Source organism: Gryllotalpicola protaetiae (assembly GCF_003627055.1).
In the GTDB taxonomy this organism is placed as follows: Bacteria; Actinomycetota; Actinomycetes; order Actinomycetales; family Microbacteriaceae; genus Gryllotalpicola; species Gryllotalpicola protaetiae.
The window spans coordinates 486275-509269 of the sequence record NZ_CP032624.1; the positions used below are offsets into that span (position 1 = coordinate 486275).

The following is a 22995-nucleotide window of genomic DNA, read 5'->3' on the forward strand; positions in this document are numbered from 1 at the left end:
GACGAGGAGGTCTCCGTGAGCAGTCTTGGTGAGCTGCGCACCCTGGCGCTGAATGCGCGCAAGGGGGGCGTCAAGCTCAAGAACCGCTTCCCCGACAACAAAGCGGGGTATGCCTTCATCGCCCCGTGGCTGGTCGGCATCCTGGTCTTCACGATCGGCCCGATGCTGTACTCCCTGTACCTGGCCTTCACGAACTACAACCTGTTGCAGCCGCCGCACTGGGCGGGCACCGCGAACTTCGTGCAGATGTTCCACGACCCGCGCCTGTGGAACTCGCTGAAGGTGACGCTGATCTATGTCGGCATCGGTGTGCCGCTGCAGCTGGCACTCGCGCTCGCCCTCGCGATCCTGCTCGACCGTGGCATGCGGGGCCTCGGTTTCTACCGCTCGGTGTTCTACCTGCCGAGCCTGCTCGGCGGCTCGGTCGCCGTCGCGATCCTGTGGACGCAGGTGTTCGGCAAGAACGGCCTGCTCAACTCGTTCCTCGCGATCTTCGGCATCCACAACGCGCCCGGCTGGGTCTCCGACCCCAACTTCGCGCTCGGCACCCTGATCGTGCTGCACATCTGGACCTTCGGCTCACCGATGGTCATCTTCCTCGCGGGCCTGCGCCAGGTTCCCGACATGTACTACGAGGCCGCGCAGATGGACGGCGCGGGCGCGGCCAGGCGGTTCTTCTCGATCACGTTCCCGCTGCTCACGCCGATCATCTTCTTCAACCTCGTTCTGCAGGTGATCTTCGCGTTCCAGTCCTTCACGCAGGCCTACATCGTCTCGGGCGGCACCGGCGGCCCCTCCGACTCGACGATGTTCTTCACGCTGTACCTCTACCAGCAGGCCTTCACGCAGCTGCACATGGGCTACGCCTCGGCGATGGCCTGGTTCCTGCTGCTCATCATCGGCGGCCTCACCGCCCTCAACTTCTGGCTCTCGCGATTCTGGGTGTTCTATGACGACTGAAAGACTGTCCGTGACGACGCTCGCCATCGGCTCAGACGGGTGGCGCCGGGCGCACAAGAGGCGCCGGATCACGGCATCCGTTCTCAAGCATGTCGGGCTGATCGCCCTGTCCATCGTGATGATCTACCCGCTCATCTGGCTGGTCGTGTCGTCGTTCAAGCCGAACGGCGAGATCTTCACCGACTTGAGCATCTTCACGAGCACGCACACGCTCGACAACTACGTGAAGGGCTGGACCTCGCAGGGTCTCGGGTTCCAGGTGTTCCTCGGCAACTCGTCGATCCTCGTGCTCGGCGCGATCATCGGGAACCTGATCTCGTGCTCCATGGCCGCCTACGCGTTCGCGCGCCTCAGGTTCCGGCTACGGTCGCTGTTCTTCGCGGTGATGCTGTGCACGATCATGCTGCCGATCCACGTGGTGCTCGTACCGCAGTTCATCATCTTCAAGAACCTCGGCTGGCTCGGCACCTTCCTGCCGCTGATCGTGCCGAAGTTCCTCGCGACCGACGCGTTCTTCATCTTCCTGATGGTGCAGTTCATCCGCGCGCTGCCTCAGGAGCTGTTCGAGGCCGCCATCATCGACGGAGCGGGGCAGGTGCGCACCTTCCTCCAGGTGACGATCCCGCTGATGGTCCCTGCGCTCGCGACGACCGCGATCTTCACCTTCATCTGGACGTGGAGCGACTTCTTCGGCCCCCTCATCTATCTGAGAGAGACACCGAAATTCCCGGTGTCGGTCGCGCTGAAGGGGTTCGTCGACGCGCAGTCGACCTCCGACTACGGCGGGATGTTCGCCATGTCGGTGGTCTCGCTGCTGCCGCTGTTCATCGTCTTCGCGCTCGGCCAGCGCTACCTGCTGCGCGGAATCGCGACCACCGGAATCAAGTAAAGGAACTGCATGTCTTCCCGCATCCGCTATCTGCTCGTGGGCACGGGCTCCAGGGCCCAGATGTACCTCGACGCGATCGCCGGCCCGCATGCCGACGTCGCCGAGCTGGTCGCGTGGACCGATACCAACCAGGGGCGCCTCGACCACTATGAGGCGCGGCTCGCGGCCGCCGGCGTGCCCGCCCCGGCGCGCTTCGAGCCGGACAGGCTCGCCGACACCGTGCGCGAGCTTCGGATCGACCGCGTGATCGTCACCTCCCCCGACTTCACGCACGCGCACTATGTCGCGACGGCGCTCGGCGCTGGGGCTGACGCGATCACCGAGAAGCCGCTCACGACGAGCGTCGAGGGCGTGCGCGAGATCGCCGGAGCCGTGCGCGGGACCGGCCGCGACGTGACGATCACGTTCAACTACCGCTACTCGCCGCGCAACACCGCGCTCAAAGAGGTCATCGCCTCAGGCGAGATCGGCGAGGTCACCTCCGTCCACTTCGAGTGGGTGCTCGACACGGCGCACGGCGCGGACTACTTCCGCCGCTGGCACCGCCAGAAGGAGAACTCGGGCGGCCTCCTGATCCACAAGGCGAGTCACCATTTCGACCTGGTCAACTGGTGGCTTGCGGATGCCCCGACCAGAGTCTTCGCGAGCGGGGGCCTGCGCTTCTACGGCGCCGACAACGCGGCGCGCCGCGGGCTCGGCGAGCGTGCGCCACGCGGCTCGATCGACTCGCCCCTGCGTGACGCGTTCAGCCTCGACCTGCGCGAGGACCCGCAGCTGCGCGCCCTGTACTTCGACCAGGAGTCCTTCGACGGCTACCTGCGCGACCGCGACGTGTTCGATCCGGGCATCACGATCGAGGACAACCTGTCGCTCGTCGTCGACTACGCCCGCGGCGCGTCGATGTCGTACTCGCTGAACGCGCACTCGCCGTGGGAGGGATACAACGTGGCCGTCAACGGCACGAAGGGGCGCGCGGAGCTCACGGTGATCGAGCGCGGCGCGGTGGTCGTCGACGAATCGGGGAAGCACGTCGTCGACCCGAGCGCGCACCCCGAGGCGGTCGTGCGCGGGGGCGCGCGGCCGGTCGGCGACCGACTCGTGGTGCAGAAGCACTTCGAGCTGGCGCGCGAGGTGCCGATTCCAGAGGGCGAGGGCGGCCACGGCGGCGGCGACGCCCGCCTGCTGCGCGAGGTGTTCGTCGGCGTGGGCGCCGACCCGCTCGGGCACGCGGCCGACTGGCGCGACGGCGTGCGTGCCGTCTCAGTCGGGCTCGCCGGGAACCGCTCGCTCGAGAGCGGCCAGGCCGTGACCGTCGAGGAGCTCGGGCTGGGATCCGGGGACGAGCGATGAGCACGATTCTCGTCACCGGCGGCGCAGGCCGGCTCGGCCGCAGCGTCGTCACTGTGCTCGCCCACGCCGGGCACGACGTCGTCTCGGTCGACCGGGTCGAGGTCCCGGGCCTGCCCGCGACCCAGATCGTCAGGGAGCTCGGCGACGCCGCGTCCTTCCGCGAGGTCTTCGAGGCGCATCAGCCGGACGCCGTCGTCCATCTGGCGGCGATCGCCGTGCCGTTCAGCGCCCCCGACGAGGTGATCTATCGCACCAACACCACGCTCGCATTCGGGGTCGTCGAGGCGGCGAAGCAGACGGGTGTCGGCACGGTGCTCATCGCGAGCAGTCCGACGGTCATCGGCTACAACGCGCCGGACGGTTGGCAGCCGACCTTCCTGCCGCTCGACGAGGACCACCCGCTCGCGCCGTGGAACGCGTACTCTCGGGCGAAGGTCAAGATCGAGGAGTTCGTGGAGGAAGAGGTGCGCGCGGGCACTCCCCTGCGGCTCGGAGTCTTCCGCCCCTGCTATGTGATCGCGCCGGAGGAGTGGTTCGGGGCACCGACCCAGCAGGGCCACACCATCGAGGAGCGCCTCGACGACCCGGCCCTGTCGGCGGTGTCCCTGTTCAACTACGTCGACGCGCGCGACGCGGGCGACTTCGTGCTCGCGTGGCTCGCGCAGCCGCACGCCGCGCCGAACGGCAGCGTGTTCTTCGTCGGCGCAGGCGATTCCCTCGTGCGCGAGCCCGTTCCCGGCGCCCTCGCGCGGTTCGTGCCAGAGACTGCGGCGCTCGCCGATGCTCTCGGCGACACCGACCCCGTCTTCTCGAGCGCGCGCGCCGAGCGGCTGCTCGGCTGGAGTCCGCGGCGCTCATGGCGCACGGAGTTCGCAGCGGAGTCGGACGAGTCGGAAGAGGCGCGGGAATCGGAGGCCACCGCATGACAGGGTTCGCGTTCGCCGACGGGCCGCTGTTCTTCCCCGTCACGCCGTTCGACGAGGCAGACCGCGTCGACGCCGAGCTGCTCGCGCAGCACGTCGCGAGCGGTGTCGAGGCGGGCACCGCCGGCGTGTTCGCGGCCTGCGGCACGGGCGAATACCACGCGCTGTCCGCCGAGGAGTCCGCCCTCGTCGTGCGCGAATCGGTGGCCGCCGTCGCCGGGCGGGTGCCGGTGCTCGCGGGCGCGGGCGGGCCGTTGGGGCACGCGCGCCAGGTCGCGCGTGCCGCGGCGGATGCCGGCGCCGACGGCCTGCTCGTGATGCCGCCGTACCTCGTCGGCGCCCCGCAGGCGGGGCTGCTCGCCTACGTCGATGCGATCACGCAGGCATCCGCTCTGCCTGTCATCGTGTACCACCGCGCCAACGCGCAGCTCACGGAATCGACCGTCGCGGCGCTCGTCGAGCGCGACCACGTCGCAGGCATCAAGGACGGCGTCGGCGACGTCGCGCTCATGCAGCGCTTCGTGCTCGCCGCGCGGCGAGCTGGGCGCGAGCTGCAGTTCTTCAACGGGCTGCTCACGGCTGAGCTCAGCCAGGCGGCGTACCGCGCGATTGGGGTGCCGCTGTACTCGTCAGCCGTGTTCGCGATGGCCCCCGACCTCGCCACCGCCTGGTTCGAGGCCTACCGCGACGGCGACGACGCCCGTCAGCAGGAGCTGCTCGACGGCTTCTACGTGCCGCTCGTGCGGCTGCGCGACGAGACGCCTGGCTTCGCGGTCTCGCTCGTCAAGGCGGGCGTTCGGCTCGCCGGGCTGCCGGTCGGGTCGGTGCGCGCCCCGCTCACCGACCCGACTCCGGAGCAGACCGGGCGCCTCGCCGCGATCATCGCCCAGGGCAGAGCGCTGCTGTGAACCAGGCGGTCATCGCGGCGATCCGCACACGGCTGAAGCGCATCCCGCTCACGCGCCCGTGGGGCCCCGACGTGCGCGACATCTCGATCATCGAGGTCGAGGTCACCGACTCGGACGGCGCGACGGGCTACGGATTCTCCTGGACGCCCTCCATCGGCGCGACCGCCGTCAAGGCGCTGATCGACGACGACATCACGAGCTTCGCGCTCGGCCGTGAGGCCGCGTCGCGGCGCTGGTCGGAGGCGTGGACGCATCTGCACGAGGCGGGCGGCGGCGGGATCACGACGATCGCTCTCGCGGGCGTCGACCTCGGCCTGTGGGATCTCGCCGCGCGCCGCGAGTCCGTGAGCGTCACCGAGTTCCTCGGCCGAGCGCACCGCTCGCTCGACACCTACGGCAGCGGCGTGAACCTGCATTACCCGCTTGCCGAGCTCGTCGCCCAGGCCGAGCGCTGGGCGGCGGCCGGCTTCCCCGCCATCAAGGTGAAAGTCGGCAAGCCGGAGCTCGCCGAGGACCTCGACCGGCTGCAGGCGGTCCGCGAGGTGATCGGCCCCGACGTCGAGCTCATGGTCGACGCGAACCAGCGCTGGACGCTTCCGCAGGCCGTGGCAGCCGCACACGCGTTCCGCCCTCTCGACCTCACCTGGCTCGAAGAACCCCTGCGCGCCGACGACCTGCGCGGCCACGTCGAGCTGAAGCGCGAGACCGGCGTGCGCATCGCCGTCGGCGAGAACCTGCACACCGAGTACCGCTTCGCTGAGTTCATCGACGCGGGCGCGGCCGACGTGCTGCAGCCGAACGTGATCAGGGTCGGCGGCATCACGCCCGCGCTGCGCATCGCCGAGCTCGTGCAGTCCGCCGACAAGGAGCTCGCGTTCCACCTGCTGCCGGAGCTGTCTGCGCAGCTGGCGTTCGCGGTCGCGAAGCCGACCCGCATCGAGGTGGTCGAGTCCGCCGGCTTCGCAGAGCTCGGGGCGCTCGCCGAGCCGACCGGGCTCGAGTTCGCGAGAGGCCGCGTGACGGGCGGGCCGACGCTCGGCACCGGCATCCGTTTCAGCTGAGCAGGGCGGCGAGCTCGTCGAGCTGAGCTTCGAGGACGGCGTCGAGTCGCTCGTCGGTGACGAAGGCGCCGCGCTCGTCGATGCGCTGCGCGACCCACTGGATCTCGACGTTCGCCGCGGTGCCCCGCATCGCGAAGTTCGCGAGCACGACCTGCAGCGCCACGGTCGCACGGGTGCCGGCCGAGACGCCGCCGTAACTGACGACGCCGACCGGCTTGCCGCGCCACTCCTGCAGCAGGTAGTCCATGGCGTTCTTGAGTGCGCCCGGGATGCTGTGGTTGTACTCGGGCGTCACGATGATGAATCCGTCTGCATCGTCGACGATCGCGCTCCACTGCCTCGTGTGCTCGTACTCGTACTGCTTGAGGCGCGGATGGTGCGGCTCGTTCATGATCGGCAGGTCGAGCTCGCGCAGATCGGCGACCTCCACCTCGAATCCGGAGCGCTGCGTGGCGTGCTCGAGCACCCATTCGGCGACCGCTCCTCCGATGCGGGTGGGTCGGACGCTCGCGACGATGACGAGAAGAGTGCTCATGCCCCCATCATCGCCTCAGCACCCGCGACCACGCGTCGACACCCACCGCGAGCAGCAGGATGACCCCGAGCGTGATCTGCTCGTACAGCGCATTCGCGCCCAGCAGGTCGTAGCCGTTGCCGATCAGCGCGATGAACAGCACGCCGACGACCGTGCGCCACACCGCGCCCTCGCCCCCGAGGATCGAGGTGCCGCCGACCACGATGCCCGCGAGCACCGTGAAGGTGAGGGTCGTGCCGGAGGACGACTGCGTGCTGAGCACGCGCGAGGTGTCGATGATGCCGCCGAGCGCCGCCGTGAACCCGCTGATCGTGAACGCGAGGATGCGCGCGAGATTGACGCGGATGCCGGCGAGCCTGGCCGCCTCGGCGTTGCCGCCGGCCGCATAGAGGTACCGGCCGTTGGTCGTGCGCGCGAGCAGCAGCCCGAGGACGACCACGATGACGACCGCGATCCAGATCGAGGTGCGCACCCCGAGGAAGTCGGTCTGCGCGATCTTCGCGAAGTTCGGCGAGTTCGTGAGGACGATGAGGTTGCCCTTCGACACGCTGCTGCCGACCCCCGAGATGATGAACGACATCGCGAGGGTGGCGATCAGCGCGTTTATGCGCCCGTAGGTGCTGACGACGCCGTTGACGAGCCCGACGACGACACCGACCGCGAGCCCGGCGACCACCGCGAGCGCCAGGCCGTGGGTCTGCGCGACTTCGGCCGCGACGACCGCCGAGAGCGAATAGGTGGCGCCGACTGAGAGGTCGATGCCGCCCGCGATCAGCACGAGCGTGCCCGCAGCCGCGATGATGAGGGTCGACGACTGCTGGTCGAGGATGTTGAGCAGGTTGATGCTCGTGAGGAACGGCCTGCTGCCGATCGACAGGGCGATGAACAGCACGAGGAACGGCACCAGGATCGCGATCGACCTGAACGACGGGCGCCTGAGCGCGAGCCCTCTCATCGTGACTCCTCTCCGGCGGCGCCGAACGCCGCCCTCAGCACATTCGCCTCGGTCATCCGCTCGCCCTCCAACTCGGCGCTCACCGCGCCGTTCCTCATCACGAGCACGCGGTGTGCGAGCCCGAGCACCTCGTCCAGGTCGGACGAGATCATCAACACGCCGACGCCGCGCGCCGCCTGCTCGACGAGCAGGTCGTAGATCGCGCGCCGCGAGCCGACGTCGACGCCCCGCGTCGGCTCGTCGGCGATCAGCAGCACGGGAGCGCGCAGCATGCCGCGAGCGAACAGCACCTTCTGCTGGTTGCCGCCGGACAGGCTCGCGACGGGCTCAGGGGCCGCGTCGACGCGCACCGTCACGTCGCGGAGGGCGCCCTGCGCAGACATCCGCTCTCGGCCTGCCCTGATCCAGCCGCCGATGCTGAACTCGCGCACGCTCGCAAGCGTCACGTTCTCGCGCACCGGGCGCTGCAGCACGAGGCCCTGCTCCTTGCGCGACTCGGGGATCAGGTAGGCGCCGTGGCGCAGCGCGCGCCGGGGCGAGCCCCTGCCGACCGCGCGGCCGCCGATGCGCACGACACCGCCGCTGCGACGCACCGAGCCGAACAGGGCGTGCGCGAGCTCGCTGCGGCCGGAACCGACCAAGCCGGCGAGACCGACGATCTCGCCCGCGCGCACGGCGAGCGACACATCGTCGACGCCCGGGGCGCGCAGGCCCTCGACCTCGAGAACGGCGTCGGCGCCAGCGACCGCCGCGGCCTTCTCGGGGTAGAGCGCGGTCAGCTTGCGACCGAGCATGCTCTCGATCAGCGAGGATTCCGTCTCGGCGCTCGCAGGCCCGCCTCGCACGATGCGGCCGTCACGCAGGATCGTGACGTCATCGGCCAGGTCGAGCACCTCGCCCAGGAAATGCGAGATGAGCAGGACGGTGTGATCGGATGCCGCGAGCCGCCGCACCACGTCGTGGAGCCGCGCCGTGTCATCGCGCGAGAGCGCTGCGGTCGGCTCATCCATGATGATGAACGAGGCACCCCGTGACATCGCACGCAGGATCTCGACCTTCTGCTGGTCGGCGGTGCGCAGGCCGCCGACCACCGCGTCGGGGTCGAGCTCGAAGCCGGCGCCGGCAGCGAGCTCGAGGAACTGCGCGCGCAGCCGGCGGCTGCTGATGAAGACGCCCCGCCGAGGCTCCGAGCCGAGGTAGACGTTCTCGGCGACGGTGAGGCTCGGCACGAGCGAGAGCTCCTGCGCGATGGTCGCGATCCCCATGGCGAGCGCTTCGCGGGGGGAGCGGAAGCTCACCTCCTGCCCGTCGACGAGCAGCTCGCCGCGGTCGGGCTGGCCGATGCCCGCGATGATGCGGCCGATCGATGACTTGCCTGCGCCATTCTCGCCGACGAGGCCGTGCACCGTGCCACGAGGGATCGTCAGGTCGATGTCGGTGAGCACCGGGGTGCCCCCGTACGACTTGCCGATCCCTCGCAGCTCGAGATGGATCGGGCGCGCACTGGGCGACAGGCTCATCCCGGCCATTCCGCGGTGAACTTGTCTGCGTTCTCCTTGGTGATGAGGCCCTTGCCCGGCAGCTGCGCCACCGGGTCGATCGCGCCGCTCGACTTTCCGGTGCGGATCGCCTTGATCAGCGCCTGCACGCCCAAACGCCCCTCAGAGGCAGGCGCCTGCGCCGTCTCGGAGAAGATCGTGCCGGCCTTGAGACCGTTGATGCCCGCCCCGCTCGCGCCGAACCCGACGAGCCCGACCTGCTTCTTCGTCGAGGCGAGCACCGTGAGCGCGCCCTCGAGTCCCTGGTCGGAGCCCGAGATGATCTTGATCTCCGGGTGCGCCTGCAGCATGTTCTGCACGGCGGTCACGCCGCTCGCTGGGGTGAAGAAGTCCTCGCCCTCTGCGACGACCTTGACCGGCGAGCCGGAGACCGCCTTGTCGAACGACTGCCGGATCGCGACGTCGAGCGTCGAGGCCTTGATGTCGTAGAGGTAGCCGACGTCGCACGGGTCGAGGCTCTGCGCCGCGCACGCGGCCACGGTCTGCTCGCCGAGCCCCTTGCCGATATCGGTCGGCACGAAGGTGACGTTGGCCGAGAGGCCCTTGATCTGCGGCTCGTCGGTCGAATAGCTCGGCCCGAGGATCTGATCGATGTTGACGACCTTCATGCCCTTGCCGATGGCCTGCTCGACGAGGCTCGTGAGCCCGGTCGACAGGATCGGCTGGGTGATGATTCCGTCGTACTTGCCGGAGGCGATGGCGTTCTGCAGCTGGGTGAACTGCTTCTGCGGGTCGTTGTTCGCGTCGAACACGGTCAGCTTGGCGTTCCCGTCCGCGGCCGCGGCCTGCGCGGCCGCGAGCATGGGGGCGTCATAGCTGTTCGCGACGGCGAACGAGAGGTAGGCGATCTGAAGGGTCTTGTTCGACGCGGGTGTCGACTGCGTCGACGCGGTGCCGGTGCTGCAGCCGGCCAGCGTCATGGCGGCGGCCGCAGCCACCGCCGAGACCACGACAGCGCGCGCTCTGATGCGCGGTGACATGTGGACTTCTCTCTTCTCGTCATTGAGCGTGAGACTGGCGGACAACTGTCCGTCATACGGACACTCGGGTGTCGTCAGTAATGATCAACGCGCCGAACGGCGCTGTCAAGCACCGGACGAGCGAACGGATGCCGGAAAGAGATGCGCTACTTGGCGCCAACGACGGCGACCGGGCGGGATTCCCACAGCGCCCAGTCGGAGCTCAGCTCGCCGGCGATGCGCAGCAGCTTCGGCAGGAAGTCCTCTGTGAGGGTCTCAAGGCTCGTCTCGGCGGCATGCGCATTCACGTTCACGGCGGCGACCACCCTGCCCTCGCCGTTGCGCACCGGCGCCGCCACCGAGCGGATCGCGGGAGCCAGCTGCTGGTCGGTCAGCGCCCAGCCCTTCGCACGCACTTCACGCAGCACCGCATCGATCTCGGCGCGGTCGGGTCGCCACGACGGCACCACGCCGGAGCGCGAGGGGGCGGCGAGCACAGCGTCGAGCTCCTCAGGCGAGAGAGCGGCCAGCAGCACCTTGCCAAGCGAGGTCGGAAGCGCAGGGAAATGCGTACCGACGCTGACCGACAAGGTCACGAGCTTCGGCACCGCAACGCGCGAGACGTAGACGATGTCGGGCCCGTCGAGCTGCGCGATCGAGCACGACTCGTTGGTCAGTCCGACGAGCTCCTCGAGGCGCGGGCGGGTGACCGTCCAGAGGTCGCTCGACGAGATGTACGACATGCCGAGCTCCAGCACACGGGGCGTCAGCTCGAAGACGCCCGCCGTTCCGCGCACGTAGCCGAGATCGGTGAGCGTGAGCAGGATGCGCCGCACCGTCGGCCGCGCGAGCCCCGTCGCCGCCGCCAGGTCGCTCAGCGACATCGTGCGGTAGCCGCGCCCGAACGCCCGCACCACGTCGAGCCCCCTTGCGAGCGACTCGATGAAATCGGGACCCGCCTTCTCGCGCATGATCCCTCCTCGTGCGGCCATTGACTCACGTGCACGCATGAGCATAGATTGAAAATCTGACCGGCTGACGGACAACCGTCCGAAAATCTCGTCGATGATGACAAGAAAGGTCCGTTCCCACAGATGACCAGCAGCGCCGAAAGCCCGCGGGGACCGCTCGACGGCATCCTCGTCGCCGATCTCTCGCGCGTGCTCGCCGGGCCGTACGCGACGCAGCAGCTGGGCGACCTCGGCGCGAACGTGATCAAGGTCGAGAGCCCGGTCGGCGACGAGACCCGGGGCTGGGCGCCACCGGAGCGCGACGGCGTCTCGACCTACTACCTCGGGGTGAACCGCAACAAGCGCGACGTCGTCCTCGACTTCCGCGACCCCGGCGATCTCAGGCTGGCGCACGAGCTGACCCGTCGCGCCGACGTCGTCATCGAGAACTTCAAGCCGGGCGGGCTCCTCAAGTTCGGGCTCGACTACGACAGCGTCGCCGCGCGGAATCCCACCGTCGTCTACACCTCGATCTCCGGCTTCGGCTCCGCAGGCGGGGCAGGACTGCCCGGCTACGACCTCATCGTGCAGGCGATGAGCGGGCTGATGTCGCTCACCGGCGACGCCCACGGGCCCGCGTACCGCAGCGGCGTCTCGGTGTTCGACGTGATGAGCGGCATGAACGCGTTGATCGGCACGCTCGCCGCCCTGCGCCACCGCGACCGCACCGGCGAGGGGCAGCACGTCGAGGTGAACCTGCTGTCGACGGCACTCGCGGCGATGGCGAACCACAGCTCCACCTACGTCGCCGCCGGCCATGTGCCCTACCGCATGGGCAACGCCCACCCGAGCCTGTTCCCCTACGAGCCCCTGCCCGCCTCCGACGGCGAGCTCATCATCGTCGCGGCCAACAACCCGCAGTTCCGCCGGCTTGCCGAGGCGCTCGGGCGACCGGAGCTCGCCGACGACCCGCGCTTCGCCGAGACCGAGAGGCGCAACGTGAACCGCGACGAGCTGCGCCCGCTGCTGGTCGCCGCCCTCGCAGACCATACGGTCGCCGAGTGGTTCGAGCTGCTGACGGCCGCAGGCATCGCCTGCGGGCCGGTGAACACCATCGACAAGGGCGTCGACCTCGCCGAGCGGCTGGGACTCGAGCCCGTCGTGCGGGTGGGTTCCGGTGAGGCATCCGTGCCCATGATCCGCAACCCGATCGCCTTCTCGCGCACAGTGCCCGCGTACACGACCCCGCCGCCCGCACTCGGGCAGGACAGCGATGAGATCAAGGAGTGGCTGCGCTCATGACCGAGCACCCCGCCGAAAACCAGTATCCGACCGGCATCGGCACGAGCGATCTGCACACCATCCAGGTGCTCGGCCACGATCTCGCCGGCGAGCTGATGGGCCGGGTCGGCTTCGCCGAGCTCGCCTACTGGCTCGCCACCAAGCGGCGCCCGACGCCCGGCCAGCTGCGCGTCTTCGAGGCGGTGCTCGTCTCGCTCGCCGATCACGGCTTCACGCCGACCGCGATCGCCGCGCGGCTCACCCTGTACAGCGCGCCCGACTCCCTGCAGGGAGCGATCGCCGCTGGGCTGCTCGGGGGCGGCTCGCGCTTCCTCGGCGTCACGGAGGACACCGGAAAATACCTGCACGACGTGCTCGGCGGGCTCGGCGACACGGATGCCTACACCGACGTCGACTGGGACGCGGCAGCCCGCGACGCGCTGACGGCGGCCAGGGCGGCGCGCAGGATCGTTCCCGGCCTCGGGCATCCCAACCACAAAGAGGGCGACCCGCGCACCCCCGTGATCTTCGCCATCGCCGCTGAGGAAGGCATGCTCGGCCCGCACCTCAAACTGTTCGCCGCGCTCGGCCGCGTCGCCCCCGAGATGCTCGGGCGCGCGCTGCCGCTCAACGGCGCAGGCGTGGCAGGCGCCGCGCTCGCCGACGCGGGGCTGCCGCTGCCGATGCTGCGGGGCTTCGCGCTGCTGGCGCGCACGGCCGGCCTGATCGGCCAGCTCGCCGAAGAGCTCGAGAGCCCCATCGCGCCCGCCGTCTACGACGAGGTCGACCGGCACGTCCTGTACACGCCGCCAGTGAACCCGGAGAACTGAATGGCAACCCTCACCGCGGTGCTCGCGTCGACGCACCACCCGTTCTATCTGAAGGCGACCGAGCTGACGCCCGAGGCCGAGCGGATGCCGCAGGCCGCCGAGTGGAAGCGCAAGGTCGAGGCGTACCGCGAGACGCTGACCGCCGCGCAGCCCGAGTTGCTGGTGATGGTCGGCAGCGACCACTTCCACCAGTTCTTCCTCGACAACTACCCGACCTTCCTCATCGGGAAGCAGCCGGTGTATGACGCGACCTATTACAACGAGGAGCGCGAGTTCTCGATCCCGAAGTACACCCTTGCCGGCGACGAGGACCTCTCCGGCTACATGTTCCAGGGGCTGCTCGACCGCGGCTTCGACTTCTCGATCAGCCACGAGCTGAAGCTCGACCACTCGATCATCTGCCCGATCATCACGACCAGGCCGCAGGCCGATCTGCCGGTGGTGCCGATCTACACGAACATCTTCGCGCCGCCGCTGCCGAGCGCGCGGCGGTTCTACGAGCTCGGGCGCGCGATCAGGTCGATCATCGACGAGTACCCACGGGACATCCGCATCGCCGCCATCGGCACCGGCCATCTGTCGCTCGAGCTCGGCGGTCCGCGCCAGTTCGGCGAGCACGGGCCCGACCCGGAATGGGATCTCAAGGCGATCGACTGGCTCGCGCGCGGCGACGTCGACGCCGTGCTCGAGGACGTCACCTTCGAGAAGCTCTCGCAGTCGGGCAACGCGACGCCCGGCTTCCTCGACCTCGTGCTGATGCTCGGAATCGCGGGGCCGGAGCTCGCCGCCTATGTCGACCAGCTCGATCTGTTCCACACGCGCGAGATGTACGTGACGTGGTACCCGAACGGAGACCCGCGAGAGGCGGTGCGCGCATGAGCGTCTACTTCGTCGACAAGTTCCTCTACGAGATCGACCGCGACCCCGAGCTGCTCGAGCGCTACCGCACCGACCCCCAGGGGCTCGTCGCCGAGTGGGAGAACGGGCAGGGCATGCTGCTCGGCATCGCGCACACCGTCGAGCGCACCAGCTGGCTGCGCCTCACCGAGGCCGAGCGGGCCGCCCTCGAGACCCACGACTACGTCGCCCTGTTCGAGATGGGCGCGCACTTCTTCCTCAACCTGACGATCATGATCGCGCTCTACGACGAGGAGTACGCGGGCCGTCTCGGGCCGCTGTCGTTCCAGCGCGAGATGGCGGCGAACCTCGCCCACTGGATCGGCAAGGACTACCCGAGCGTCGACGTCTGAACCCGAACCCCAACCCGAACCCGAGTCGCAAAGGAGCACTCATGTCAGACCACCCCCAGCCGGCCCCCGGCCAGCCCATCGTGTTCCGCGGCGGAACCGTGCTGACCATGGATGACCAACACACGCTGCTGCGCGGCGGCGACGTGCTCGTCGTCGGCGAACGCATCGCGGCGGTCGGCCACGCGCTCGAAGTGCCCGATGGCACCTTCGAGATCGACGCGAGCGACGGCATCGTCATGCCCGGCATGATCGACACGCACCGGCACATGTGGCAGACGGCGATGCGCGGCTATGGCGCCGACTGGACCCTCACCCAGTACTTCGTCTGGTACTACCTCGAGCACGGCATGAAGTTCCGGCCGGAGGACCACTACGCGGGCAACCTGGTCTCCGCGATCGACGCGGTCGACGCAGGCGTCACCACCTCGGTCGACTGGTCGCACGGGCTGCGCACGGTCGACCACGCTGAGGCGGCGCTGTCGGCGCTCACCGAGACGACGGGCCGCTGGGTCTTCGCCTACGGCGACATCTTCGCCGGGCCGTGGGAGTGGGCGGTGCGCGACGACGTGCAGAGGTTCATCCGCGACCACAACACCGGCGGCGACCGGCTCGGCTTCCAGCTCGCCTTCGACGTGACCGGCGACCCGGCCTTCCCCGAGCGCGCCGCCTTCGAGGTCGCGCGCGAGCTCGGCCTGACCGTCACCACGCACGCGGGTGTGTGGGGGGCGACCAACGACGACGGCATCCGCCTGATGTATGACAACGGATTCATGGCGCCGGGCACCGTCTACGTGCACGCCGCCACGCTGACCGACGACTCGTACCAGCGCATCGCGGCCACCGGCGGCACGGTGTCGCTGTCGACGGAGAGCGAGGAGAGCTGCGGGCAGGGGTTCCCGCCGTCGTGGGCGCTTCGCGCCTTCGGCATCCCGATGTCGCTGTCGGTGGACACGAGCGTGTGGTTCTCGTCCGACCTGTTCTCGGCCATGCGGGCGACGCTCGGCGCCGACCGCGCGCACGAGCACATGATCGCGCATGCTGCGGGCCAGACCATCACGCACCATGCGCTGCGTGCCGAGCAGGTCGTCGACATGGCGACCCGCGGCGGCGCGAAGGCGCTCGGACTCGACGGCGTCGTCGGGTCGCTCGAGGCCGGCAAGAAGGCCGACGTGGTGCTCGTCAAGAGCGGCGACCCGACGATGTTTCCGATCGTGAACCCGTACGGCCATGTCGCGCTGCAGGCCGGCCGCGGCGACGTGCACACGGTGCTCGTCGACGGGCAGGTCGTCAAGCTCGACCATCGCCTCGTCGGCATCGACGTCGCGCGAGCCAAGCGGCTGGCGGGCGAGACCGTGTCGTACCTCGAATCCGCGCTCGGCACTGACGTCTGGAACGCGGGCATGAACCCCGAGATCCCCGAGTCGAAGGTGCTCGACAACCCGTACATGTACACCGAGTTCGCGACCGCGCGCACGCACGCCGACGAGGCGCAGGCAACCGCGAAAGCGCACACGCACGCTCGGAGCGAAGTCCAGTAGTACTGCTCCCAGAGCGCTTCCGCGCCCCGCCTACCGCGATGCCCTCGCTCAGACGTCAGCCTTTGGAAGACTGGACGCATGGCCTCCTCCCGTGGTGTCGCACACCTCTCGCGCGAACTCGTCAACAAGCTTGTCGGGATCGTCACCGACCCGAGGATGCCCGTGCAGCGCAAGCTCGACCAGGCGTCGGCGACGCTCGACCGGGTGATCCGAGACGCCGAGTCGCCGGCGGCCGGCGTGCGGCACACCGTCGTCAGCGCACTCGACGACGCCATCAGCACGGCGACCGAGCTCGCCCGCGGCGGAACGGCGCGGCACGACATCGAGGCGCGCGTGCGGGTGAAGCTCGTCGACGCGCTGAAGGACGTGCCGGGCATCTCGGTCGAGGGCGGCCGCTGAGCGCAGGAGCCGTCCCGATCGCGGAAACGCGCACGACACGAGTGCTCTGACACAATCGGCCCATGCGCGTCATCACCGCCGAATCGCCGAAGCCGTACCTCAAGACCGACGACAGCCCGCGGCATACCGTGCGCGTCGCGCTCGTGCAGCACCGCTGGCTGCCCGACCCTGCTGAGCTCGAAGCACAGCTCGCCGAGGGCATCGCGCTCGCCGCCGAGGCAGGCGCGCAGGCCGTGTTCCTGCCCGAGCTCACCTTCTCGAAGTATCCGGCCGACGTGCGTGCAGAGGGCAACGTGAAGGAGACGGCCGAATCGCTCGAGACGGGTCCGACGCTGGCCTTCGCGACCGAGCAGGCCACGAAGCACGGAATCGTGGTGCACGCGAGCCTCTACGAGCGCCCGGCCGACGACGACCAGCCCGCAGACCCGCGCGGCTACAACACCGCGATCGTGGTGAGCCCCGACGGGGAGCTGATCGGGCGCACGCGCAAGACGCACATCCCCGTGACGGCCGGCTACTACGAGGACACCTACTTCCGGCCCGGCCCCGCCGACGACCCCTACCCCGTCTACCCCGTGGCAGCGCTCGGCGGCGCGAGGCTCGGCCTGCCCACCTGCTGGGACGAGTGGTTCCCCGAGGTCAGCCGCAGCTACGGGCTGGCCGGCGCCGACATCCTCGCCTACCCGACCGCGATCGGCTCAGAGCCCGACTTCCCCGACTTCGACACCGCTCCTCTGTGGCAGAAGGTCATCGTCGCGAACGGCATCACGAGCGGCCTCTACATGGTCGTCCCGAACCGCTGGGGCGACGAGGGCGCGCTGACGTTCTACGGCACGAGCTTCATCTCCGACCCGTACGGCCGCGTGCTCGTCGAGGCGCCGCGCGACGAGTCGGTGGTGCTCGTCGCCGACCTCGACCTCACCAGCCGGGGCGAGTGGCTCGAGCTGTTCCCGTTCTTCACGACCCGCCGCCCCGACACCTACGCCGGGCTGGCATGACCGTCTGGCCGGCCGAGACCGCGCCGCAGGAGCGGCTCTGGCTCGCCTTCCCGACCGGCGGGTACACGCTCGGCGAGACGGCGGCCGACGCTCACGAGGCCAGGCGGATGTGGGCCGACGTCGCGGCCGCGGCCGCCGACTTCGAGCCCGTGACCGTGGTCGTCGACCCGAGCCAGATCGCCGTCGCGACGCGCTACCTGCGCGACGATATCGAGACGGTCGTCACCCCTCTCGACGACGCCTGGATGCGCGACATCGGGCCGACGTGGGTGCATGACGAGACGGCCGAGGGAAGCGGGCGCAGCCTGCGTGCGGTCGACTGGGTGTTCAACGGCTGGGGCGCCCCCGCGTGGGCGACCTGGGGCAACGACTCCCTCGTCGCCCAGACGGTCGCCGCGACAGCCGGCACGCCGGTCGTGAGCTCGCTGCTCGTCAACGAGGGCGGCGCGATCCACGGCGACGGCGACGGCACGGTGCTCGTCACCGAGACGGTGCAGCTGGATGCCGGCCGGAATCCGTACGCCACCAAACAGCGTGTGGAAGCCGAACTCGCGCGCACGCTCGGCGCGCGCAAGGCCATCTGGCTGCCGCGCGGCCTCACCCGCGACTATGAGGAGTTCGGCACGCGCGGCCACGTCGACATGGTCGCGACCATCCCGAGCCCCGGCACGCTGCTGCTGCACACGCAGCAGGACCCGGCGCACCCCGACTTCGAGGTGACGCGGATGCTGCGCGATTTCTTCGAGGGCCAGACGGATGCCTCAGGCCGCCGCTTCGACATCGTCGAGCTGCCGGCGCCCGGCGTGCTCAGCGACGACGAGGGGCCCGTCGACTACAACTACGTCAACCACGTCGTCGTGAACGGGGGCGTGATCGCGTGCGCCTTCGGCGATCCAGAGGCCGACGACCGGGCGGCGGGCATCCTCGCCGACGCCTACCCTGGGCGTCGCGTGGTGTCGCTCGACGCCCGCCCGCTGTTCGCCCGCGGCGGCGGCATCCATTGCATCACTCAGCAGCAGCCGGCGCAGCGTTAGCTGTCGGCCGCCTGCGGCGGTCAGTCGCTGACAGGGCCCCAGCCGGACTCGATGAGCGCCGCGGTCGCCATGCCCCGCGGGTCGTACGGGTGCCGCACACCCTGGATCTCGCGGTGGGTCTGGTGGCCGGGGCCGAACCAGAGCAGGGCGTCGTCCTCCCCCAGCATCCCCACGGCGACCTTGATCGCCTCTTCCGGCGGGAAGATCTCGCGGATGTCGCCGTCGGGCCGCGCCTCGAGCGCCCCCTTCAGCAGCCCGGCGCGGATCACCGCCGCATCCTCCCACCGGGGGTGGTGGTCGGTGACGATCGTCGCGTCGCTGTTCAGCGCTGCCGCGGCACCCATCGCTGGGCGCTTCGTCGTGTCGCGCGAGCCGTCGGCGCCGATCATCGTGATGAGGCGGCCCTTAGTGACCTTCCGCACCTCCTGCGTGGTGCGCTCGAAGCCGTCGGGGGTGTGCCCGAAGTCGAGATAGACGACAGGGCCGCGGCCCGTCGTGACGACCTCGGTGCGGCCGGGCAGCACCGTCTGGATGCCGCCGTCGCGCTCGAGCACCTGCACGATGTCGTCCCACGCGTAGCCCGCCTCGAGCAGCATCACGATCGCGATGCCCGTGTTGGCGACCATGTGCGCGCCGATGACCGGCGTGACGCTCGTCAGCGACCGGGTGCCGTCGGCCGAGCGCAGCGTGAACGCGGTGTGCACGTCTGCGGTGCTCTCGCCGGCCTCGACGATCCAGTCGGCGGTGGCAGCGAGCTCCTGGTCGAGGGCGATCTGCGGCGTCGCGATGGTCACCACGGGCACGCCCTCCCCGCGGGCGGTCTCGGCCACCACGGCGCCGGCCGGCGTGTCGAGCGACACGACGGCGCGCTTCGCGCGGTCGGCGCGGAACATGGGGAGCTTCCCGGCGAGGTACTCGTCCATGTCCGCGAAGTCATCCATGTGGTCGTACTGCAGATTCGTGAACCCGGCGACGTCGAATTTGAAGCCGTCGACGCGGTGCCGCACGATGCCCTGCACGCTGACCTCGAGCGCGAACGCCTCGACTCCGCGCTCGACCATCAGCGCGAGCAGGGCGTGCAGCTCGCTCGACTCGGGCGTCGTGAGACGGGCGGTGATGGATTCCCCGGCGATGTGCCGCTGCGCCGATGACGACATGCCCGAGACGACGCCGAGCTGCGTCAGCAGTGCGTCCTGCAGGTGCACGGTCGAGGTCTTGCCGTTGGTGCCGGTGATGCCGAGGATCTTGAGCGGGGAATCCGCGGTGCCGTAGACCCACGCCGAATAGTCGGCGAGATGGCCGCGCGGGTCGTCTGTCACCAGCACCGGAACGGAGAGGCCCGCCTCGCGCACGAGCGCCAGGCCGTCGGCATCCGTCACGATCGCGACCGCGCCCTTGTCGACCGCCTGGGGCGCGAAAGACGCACCGTGCGCGCGCACGCCGTGGATGCCGACGAAGATCTCGCCGCTGCGCAGATCGGCCGTCGCGAGCGTGATTCCCGTGGCGGTCAGACCCTCGAGCGACCCGTCGGCCTCGAGGCCGAAGTGCTCCGCGAACTCCGCCAGCGGCCGGGGCGTCGGGTGCTCAGGACGGAGGACGGGGGGAACGCTCTGCATTCGGGAAGTCTATCGAGCGGGTCACTGGCCCTCGGCCTGAGCCGCGCGCTGCAGGGCCTCCTGCAGGCGCTGCTGCGCGTCGCCGTATGCCGTCCAGTCGCCGTTCTTCAGGGCATCCTGCGCGTCGCTGTACGCGTTCTGAGCGTCCGTGATCGCCTGCTGCAGCGCCGCGTTCTTGCCGGGCTGAGCGGTCGGCGTCGCGGTGGGCGTCGGCGTGGACGTGCCGCTGCCGCCCGACCCTGAGCCGCTGCCGTCGCCGCCCGCTGTCGGCGGCGGGGTCGTCTCTGTGCCCTGGTCGCCCGCATTCGCGCCCGAGTTGCCGCCGAACAGCTGGTCGAGCGCCGCGTCGAGCGTCGGCTGCATGTAGATCTTCGTGCCGAACGACACGATCACCTCCTGCAGCAGGGGGTAGCTCGTCGAGCCGGTCGACTTGACGTACACCGGCTCGACGTAGAGCATGCCGCCGCCGACCGGAATCGTCAGCAGGTTGCCGTACTGCACCTGGGTCGAGCCGCCGACGATGCGCAGCTGGTTCAGCTGCTGCGAGACGCCCGGGTCGGACTCGGCGGTCGCCTGCACCTGGCCGGGCCCCCACACGTTGTCGTCGGACGGGATCGTGAGCAGCGTCAGCTTCCCGTAGTCCTTCGACACCTTCCCGTGCGTATCGCCCGCGTCGGAGTCGACGGCGAGATACCCCTTGAGGATGCTTCTGCTGGCGCTCGAGTTGGATGCCGGTATGTACGTCGAATACAGCGTGTAGCTGGGCTTCGACTGCTTCGGCAGCTTCATCGTCAGGTAATACGGCGGCTGCACCGTCGTGCCGTCCTTCGACGGGTCCGGCGGCGACTTCCACACGTCCTCGTTCGAGAAGAAGGCGCCGGCGTCGGTCACGTGGTACGACGCGAGGATCTGCCGCTGCATCTTGAACAGGTCCTCGGGGTAGCGCACGTGGCTCATCAGCTGCGCGCTCATGTCGGAGACCGGCTTGATGTTGAGCGGCAGGATCTTCTCCCAGGTCTTGAGCACCGGGTCGCTCGGGTCCCACGCGTAGAGCGTGACCTTGCCGGTGTACGCGTCGACGGTCGCCTTCACCGAGTTGCGGATGTAGTTGACGTTGTCCATCGGGAACGGCTGGCGGTCGTTCTGCGAGTCGGCGATCGCGCCCGACATGGACTGCCTCATCGAGTACGGGTACTGATCGCTCGTCGTGAAGCCGTCGATGATCCAGTCGATGTGGCCGTCGACGACCGACGGGTACGGGTTCGAGTCAAGGGTCAGGAACGGTGCGACCTGCTTGACGCGGTCGACCGGGTCGCGGTTGTACAGGATCTGCGAGTCGGGGTTCACCTGGTCGCTGAGCACGATCTGCTCGTCCTGGAACTTCAGGGCGTACAGCAGCCGGACGAAGATGTTGGACAGCTTCGGGCCGCCGTTGCCGTCGTAGGTGTTGTAGGTCGCCTGCTTCCCGTCCTTCCCGGCCGGGTAGTCGAGCTCGACCGGCTTGCCGCCCTTGGGCGCGCCCACGATCGAATACGGCGGCGACTCCTCGCCGAAGTACACGCGCGGCTCGTACTTCCCGAGCGTGTCGGAGGTGGGGATGCCGGACTCGAGGAAGTCCGGCGCACCGTCGCTCGCGCGCGTGTTGCCGGCTGCCGCCACGAGACCGTAGCCGTGCGTGTACACGAAGGTGTCGTTGAACCAGTTCTGCGTCGACGAGCCGAGGCCCTCCTGGTTGAGCTCGCGCACCGACACCACCGTGTCCTGCGTCTGCCCGTCGATCGTGTAGCGGTCGACGTCGAGGTTCTGCTGGAACGAGTAGTACTGGCGGAACTGCTGCAGCTGGCTGAACGCCGGGCTGACGAGGGTGGGGTCGAGGATGCGGATGCTCGCCGTCGTGTCCGCGTCCTCGCGCAGTGCTCCTGCCGGCGTGTCGGAGGTCGCGTTGTAGGGCTGCACGTCGATGTCCGACACCCCGTAGGCATCCCTCGTGGCATGTATGGCTTTTTCGACATATGCCGTCTCCCGCGGCTTCTCGCTCGGGTCGACGGTGAACTTCTGCACACCCCACGGGTAGAGCGTGCCGATCACGATCGCACTCACGATCAGCAGCGCGAGGCCGACGAGCGGGTAGCGCCAGCGGCCGGTGACGGCGGTCAGCACGAAGACCAGCCCGACGATCACGGCGATGCCGGCGAGGATCGTCCGCGCCGGGATCGTCGCGTGCACGTCCGTATATGCCGCCCCGGTTATGGAGTCCTTGACGTTCGAATCGGTCAGGGTGTCGAAGCGGTCGAGCCAGATGCTGAGCGCCTGCACGACCATGTAGACGGCGCCGATGATGGCGATCTGCACCCGCGCGGAGCGCGAGATGCGCACCTCGCGGCCGCTCACCCGGATCGAGCCGTAGAGGTAGGCCGTCGCGATCGTCGCGAGGAACGCGATGATCAGCACCGCCAGCGCGAAGCTCACGACCGAGTGGTAGAAGGGCAGCTGGAAGATGTAGAACGCGTCGTCGATGTGGAACTGCGGGTCACTCGTGCCGAACGGCGTCGAGTGCATCCATTCGGCGGCGAGCTGCCAGCGGCTCGAGCTCGCGATGCCGGCGAACAGGCCGAACACGATCGGCACGCCCCACATCGCGAGGCGCCGCAGTGGCTCGACGACCTGCTGGTAGCGGTCGAGCTGGGTGTTGAGCTTCGCGTAGACGGGCCGCAGACGGTAGGCGAGCTGGATCGTCAGCCAGAGGGGGAAGCCCATCCCCAGGAATCCGATCGCGAACATGCTGAGCCCCCACCACCACTGGGTGGTGAGCACGCCGAGGTAGCCGAGCTGCTGGAACCAGAGCACATCGGTGAACACGCTCGCGAAGATGAAGAACGCGATGATGAGCACCACGACGGCGCCGACCGTGATCCACACGGCTGCGCGCCTGCGGCGGTCGACGGGCGGCCGAGCAGGGCCAGAGGCAGGACCGGAGGCAGCGGCGGAACTCACGTTTTC

Annotated in this window: 21 protein-coding genes; 14 read left to right on the forward strand and 7 right to left on the reverse strand. The window is 69.4% G+C overall.

Going from position 1 to position 22995, the window contains the following annotated elements:
- The first annotated feature begins 15 nt into the window (after nucleotides 1-15).
- Genes D7I44_RS02495 through D7I44_RS02520 form a run of 6 tightly spaced genes read left to right on the forward strand, consistent with a single transcriptional unit; the run spans nucleotide 16 to nucleotide 6091 of the window.
- On the forward strand, nucleotides 16-960 hold the full coding sequence (locus D7I44_RS02495; RefSeq protein WP_120788039.1) for a carbohydrate ABC transporter permease: 945 nt from the start codon (nucleotides 16-18) through the stop codon (nucleotides 958-960).
- Nucleotides 950-1849, forward strand: coding sequence for a carbohydrate ABC transporter permease (locus D7I44_RS02500; RefSeq protein WP_120788040.1), 900 nt, complete (start codon nucleotides 950-952; stop codon nucleotides 1847-1849). Before D7I44_RS02495 ends, D7I44_RS02500 begins: the two co-directional genes overlap by 11 nt.
- Before the next feature lie 9 nt (nucleotides 1850-1858).
- Complete coding sequence (locus D7I44_RS02505; RefSeq protein WP_120788041.1) at nucleotides 1859-3199, forward strand: Gfo/Idh/MocA family protein; 1341 nt, start codon at nucleotides 1859-1861, stop codon at nucleotides 3197-3199.
- Nucleotides 3196-4125: an NAD-dependent epimerase/dehydratase family protein gene (locus D7I44_RS02510; protein ID WP_120788042.1), complete on the forward strand. Its 930-nt coding sequence runs from the start codon at nucleotides 3196-3198 to the stop codon at nucleotides 4123-4125. Before D7I44_RS02505 ends, D7I44_RS02510 begins: the two co-directional genes overlap by 4 nt.
- Nucleotides 4122-5030, forward strand: a complete 909-nt coding sequence (locus D7I44_RS02515; protein WP_120788043.1) for a 5-dehydro-4-deoxyglucarate dehydratase — start codon at nucleotides 4122-4124, stop codon at nucleotides 5028-5030. The genes D7I44_RS02510 and D7I44_RS02515 overlap by 4 nt, the downstream gene beginning before the upstream one ends.
- Nucleotides 5027-6091 (forward strand): mandelate racemase/muconate lactonizing enzyme family protein, encoded by a 1065-nt coding sequence (locus D7I44_RS02520; RefSeq protein WP_245979942.1) that lies wholly within the window; start codon nucleotides 5027-5029, stop codon nucleotides 6089-6091. The genes D7I44_RS02515 and D7I44_RS02520 overlap by 4 nt, the downstream gene beginning before the upstream one ends.
- On the opposite strand, the gene D7I44_RS02525 is transcribed toward D7I44_RS02520, so the two are convergent.
- The 5 genes from D7I44_RS02525 to D7I44_RS02545 all read right to left on the reverse strand — a co-directional run bounded on the left by D7I44_RS02525 (nucleotide 6084) and on the right by D7I44_RS02545 (nucleotide 11070).
- Complete coding sequence (locus D7I44_RS02525) at nucleotides 6084-6626, reverse strand: NADPH-dependent FMN reductase (RefSeq protein ID WP_120788044.1); 543 nt, start codon at nucleotides 6624-6626, stop codon at nucleotides 6084-6086. The two genes, D7I44_RS02520 and D7I44_RS02525, sit on opposite strands and share 8 nt — an antisense overlap.
- Before the next feature lie 7 nt (nucleotides 6627-6633).
- The gene (locus tag D7I44_RS02530) at nucleotides 6634-7581 is read right to left on the reverse strand and encodes an ABC transporter permease (protein ID WP_120788045.1); all 948 of its coding nucleotides are present in this window, start codon (nucleotides 7579-7581) and stop codon (nucleotides 6634-6636) included.
- Nucleotides 7578-9101 (reverse strand): sugar ABC transporter ATP-binding protein, encoded by a 1524-nt coding sequence (locus D7I44_RS02535; RefSeq protein ID WP_120790754.1) that lies wholly within the window; start codon nucleotides 9099-9101, stop codon nucleotides 7578-7580. The genes D7I44_RS02530 and D7I44_RS02535 overlap by 4 nt, the downstream gene beginning before the upstream one ends.
- Complete coding sequence (locus D7I44_RS02540) at nucleotides 9098-10120, reverse strand: sugar ABC transporter substrate-binding protein (RefSeq protein ID WP_120788046.1); 1023 nt, start codon at nucleotides 10118-10120, stop codon at nucleotides 9098-9100. Before D7I44_RS02540 ends, D7I44_RS02535 begins: the two co-directional genes overlap by 4 nt.
- A 146-nt stretch (nucleotides 10121-10266) precedes the next feature.
- Entirely contained in the window at nucleotides 10267-11070 is an 804-nt protein-coding gene (locus D7I44_RS02545; protein WP_181445593.1) for an IclR family transcriptional regulator domain-containing protein, read from the reverse strand.
- Nucleotides 11071-11193: 123 nt separating this feature from the next.
- On the opposite strand from D7I44_RS02545, the gene D7I44_RS02550 reads away from it, so the two are divergent.
- The 8 genes from D7I44_RS02550 (at nucleotide 11194) to D7I44_RS02585 (ending at nucleotide 18379) form a co-directional block, all read left to right on the forward strand.
- Complete coding sequence (locus tag D7I44_RS02550; RefSeq protein WP_120788047.1) at nucleotides 11194-12351, forward strand: CaiB/BaiF CoA transferase family protein; 1158 nt, start codon at nucleotides 11194-11196, stop codon at nucleotides 12349-12351.
- Nucleotides 12348-13160 carry a citryl-CoA lyase gene (locus D7I44_RS02555; protein ID WP_120790756.1) on the forward strand — a complete coding sequence of 271 codons (813 nt, stop codon included), beginning with the start codon at nucleotides 12348-12350 and terminating at the stop codon, nucleotides 13158-13160. The genes D7I44_RS02550 and D7I44_RS02555 overlap by 4 nt, the downstream gene beginning before the upstream one ends.
- Nucleotides 13161-14039 carry a DODA-type extradiol aromatic ring-opening family dioxygenase gene (locus D7I44_RS02560; RefSeq protein WP_120788048.1) on the forward strand — a complete coding sequence of 293 codons (879 nt, stop codon included), beginning with the start codon at nucleotides 13161-13163 and terminating at the stop codon, nucleotides 14037-14039.
- Nucleotides 14036-14410 carry a hypothetical protein gene (locus tag D7I44_RS02565; protein ID WP_120788049.1) on the forward strand — a complete coding sequence of 125 codons (375 nt, stop codon included), beginning with the start codon at nucleotides 14036-14038 and terminating at the stop codon, nucleotides 14408-14410. Before D7I44_RS02560 ends, D7I44_RS02565 begins: the two co-directional genes overlap by 4 nt.
- A 41-nt stretch (nucleotides 14411-14451) precedes the next feature.
- On the forward strand, nucleotides 14452-15948 hold the full coding sequence (locus tag D7I44_RS02570; protein WP_120788050.1) for an amidohydrolase family protein: 1497 nt from the start codon (nucleotides 14452-14454) through the stop codon (nucleotides 15946-15948).
- 78 nt (nucleotides 15949-16026) lie between these two features.
- Nucleotides 16027-16347, forward strand: a complete 321-nt coding sequence (locus tag D7I44_RS02575) for a hypothetical protein (RefSeq protein WP_120788051.1) — start codon at nucleotides 16027-16029, stop codon at nucleotides 16345-16347.
- A gap of 62 nt (nucleotides 16348-16409) precedes the next feature.
- Nucleotides 16410-17345 (forward strand): nitrilase-related carbon-nitrogen hydrolase, encoded by a 936-nt coding sequence (locus D7I44_RS02580; RefSeq protein WP_120788052.1) that lies wholly within the window; start codon nucleotides 16410-16412, stop codon nucleotides 17343-17345.
- Nucleotides 17342-18379 carry an agmatine deiminase family protein gene (locus D7I44_RS02585; RefSeq protein ID WP_120788053.1) on the forward strand — a complete coding sequence of 346 codons (1038 nt, stop codon included), beginning with the start codon at nucleotides 17342-17344 and terminating at the stop codon, nucleotides 18377-18379. Before D7I44_RS02580 ends, D7I44_RS02585 begins: the two co-directional genes overlap by 4 nt.
- A gap of 20 nt (nucleotides 18380-18399) precedes the next feature.
- On the opposite strand, the gene D7I44_RS02590 is transcribed toward D7I44_RS02585, so the two are convergent.
- Together D7I44_RS02590 and D7I44_RS02595 are read right to left on the reverse strand one after the other, a co-directional pair.
- Complete coding sequence (locus tag D7I44_RS02590; protein WP_120788054.1) at nucleotides 18400-19995, reverse strand: Mur ligase family protein; 1596 nt, start codon at nucleotides 19993-19995, stop codon at nucleotides 18400-18402.
- 21 nt (nucleotides 19996-20016) lie between these two features.
- On the reverse strand, nucleotides 20017-22989 hold the full coding sequence (locus D7I44_RS02595) for a UPF0182 family membrane protein (RefSeq protein WP_120788055.1): 2973 nt from the start codon (nucleotides 22987-22989) through the stop codon (nucleotides 20017-20019).
- Nucleotides 22990-22995: the final 6 nt, after the last annotated feature.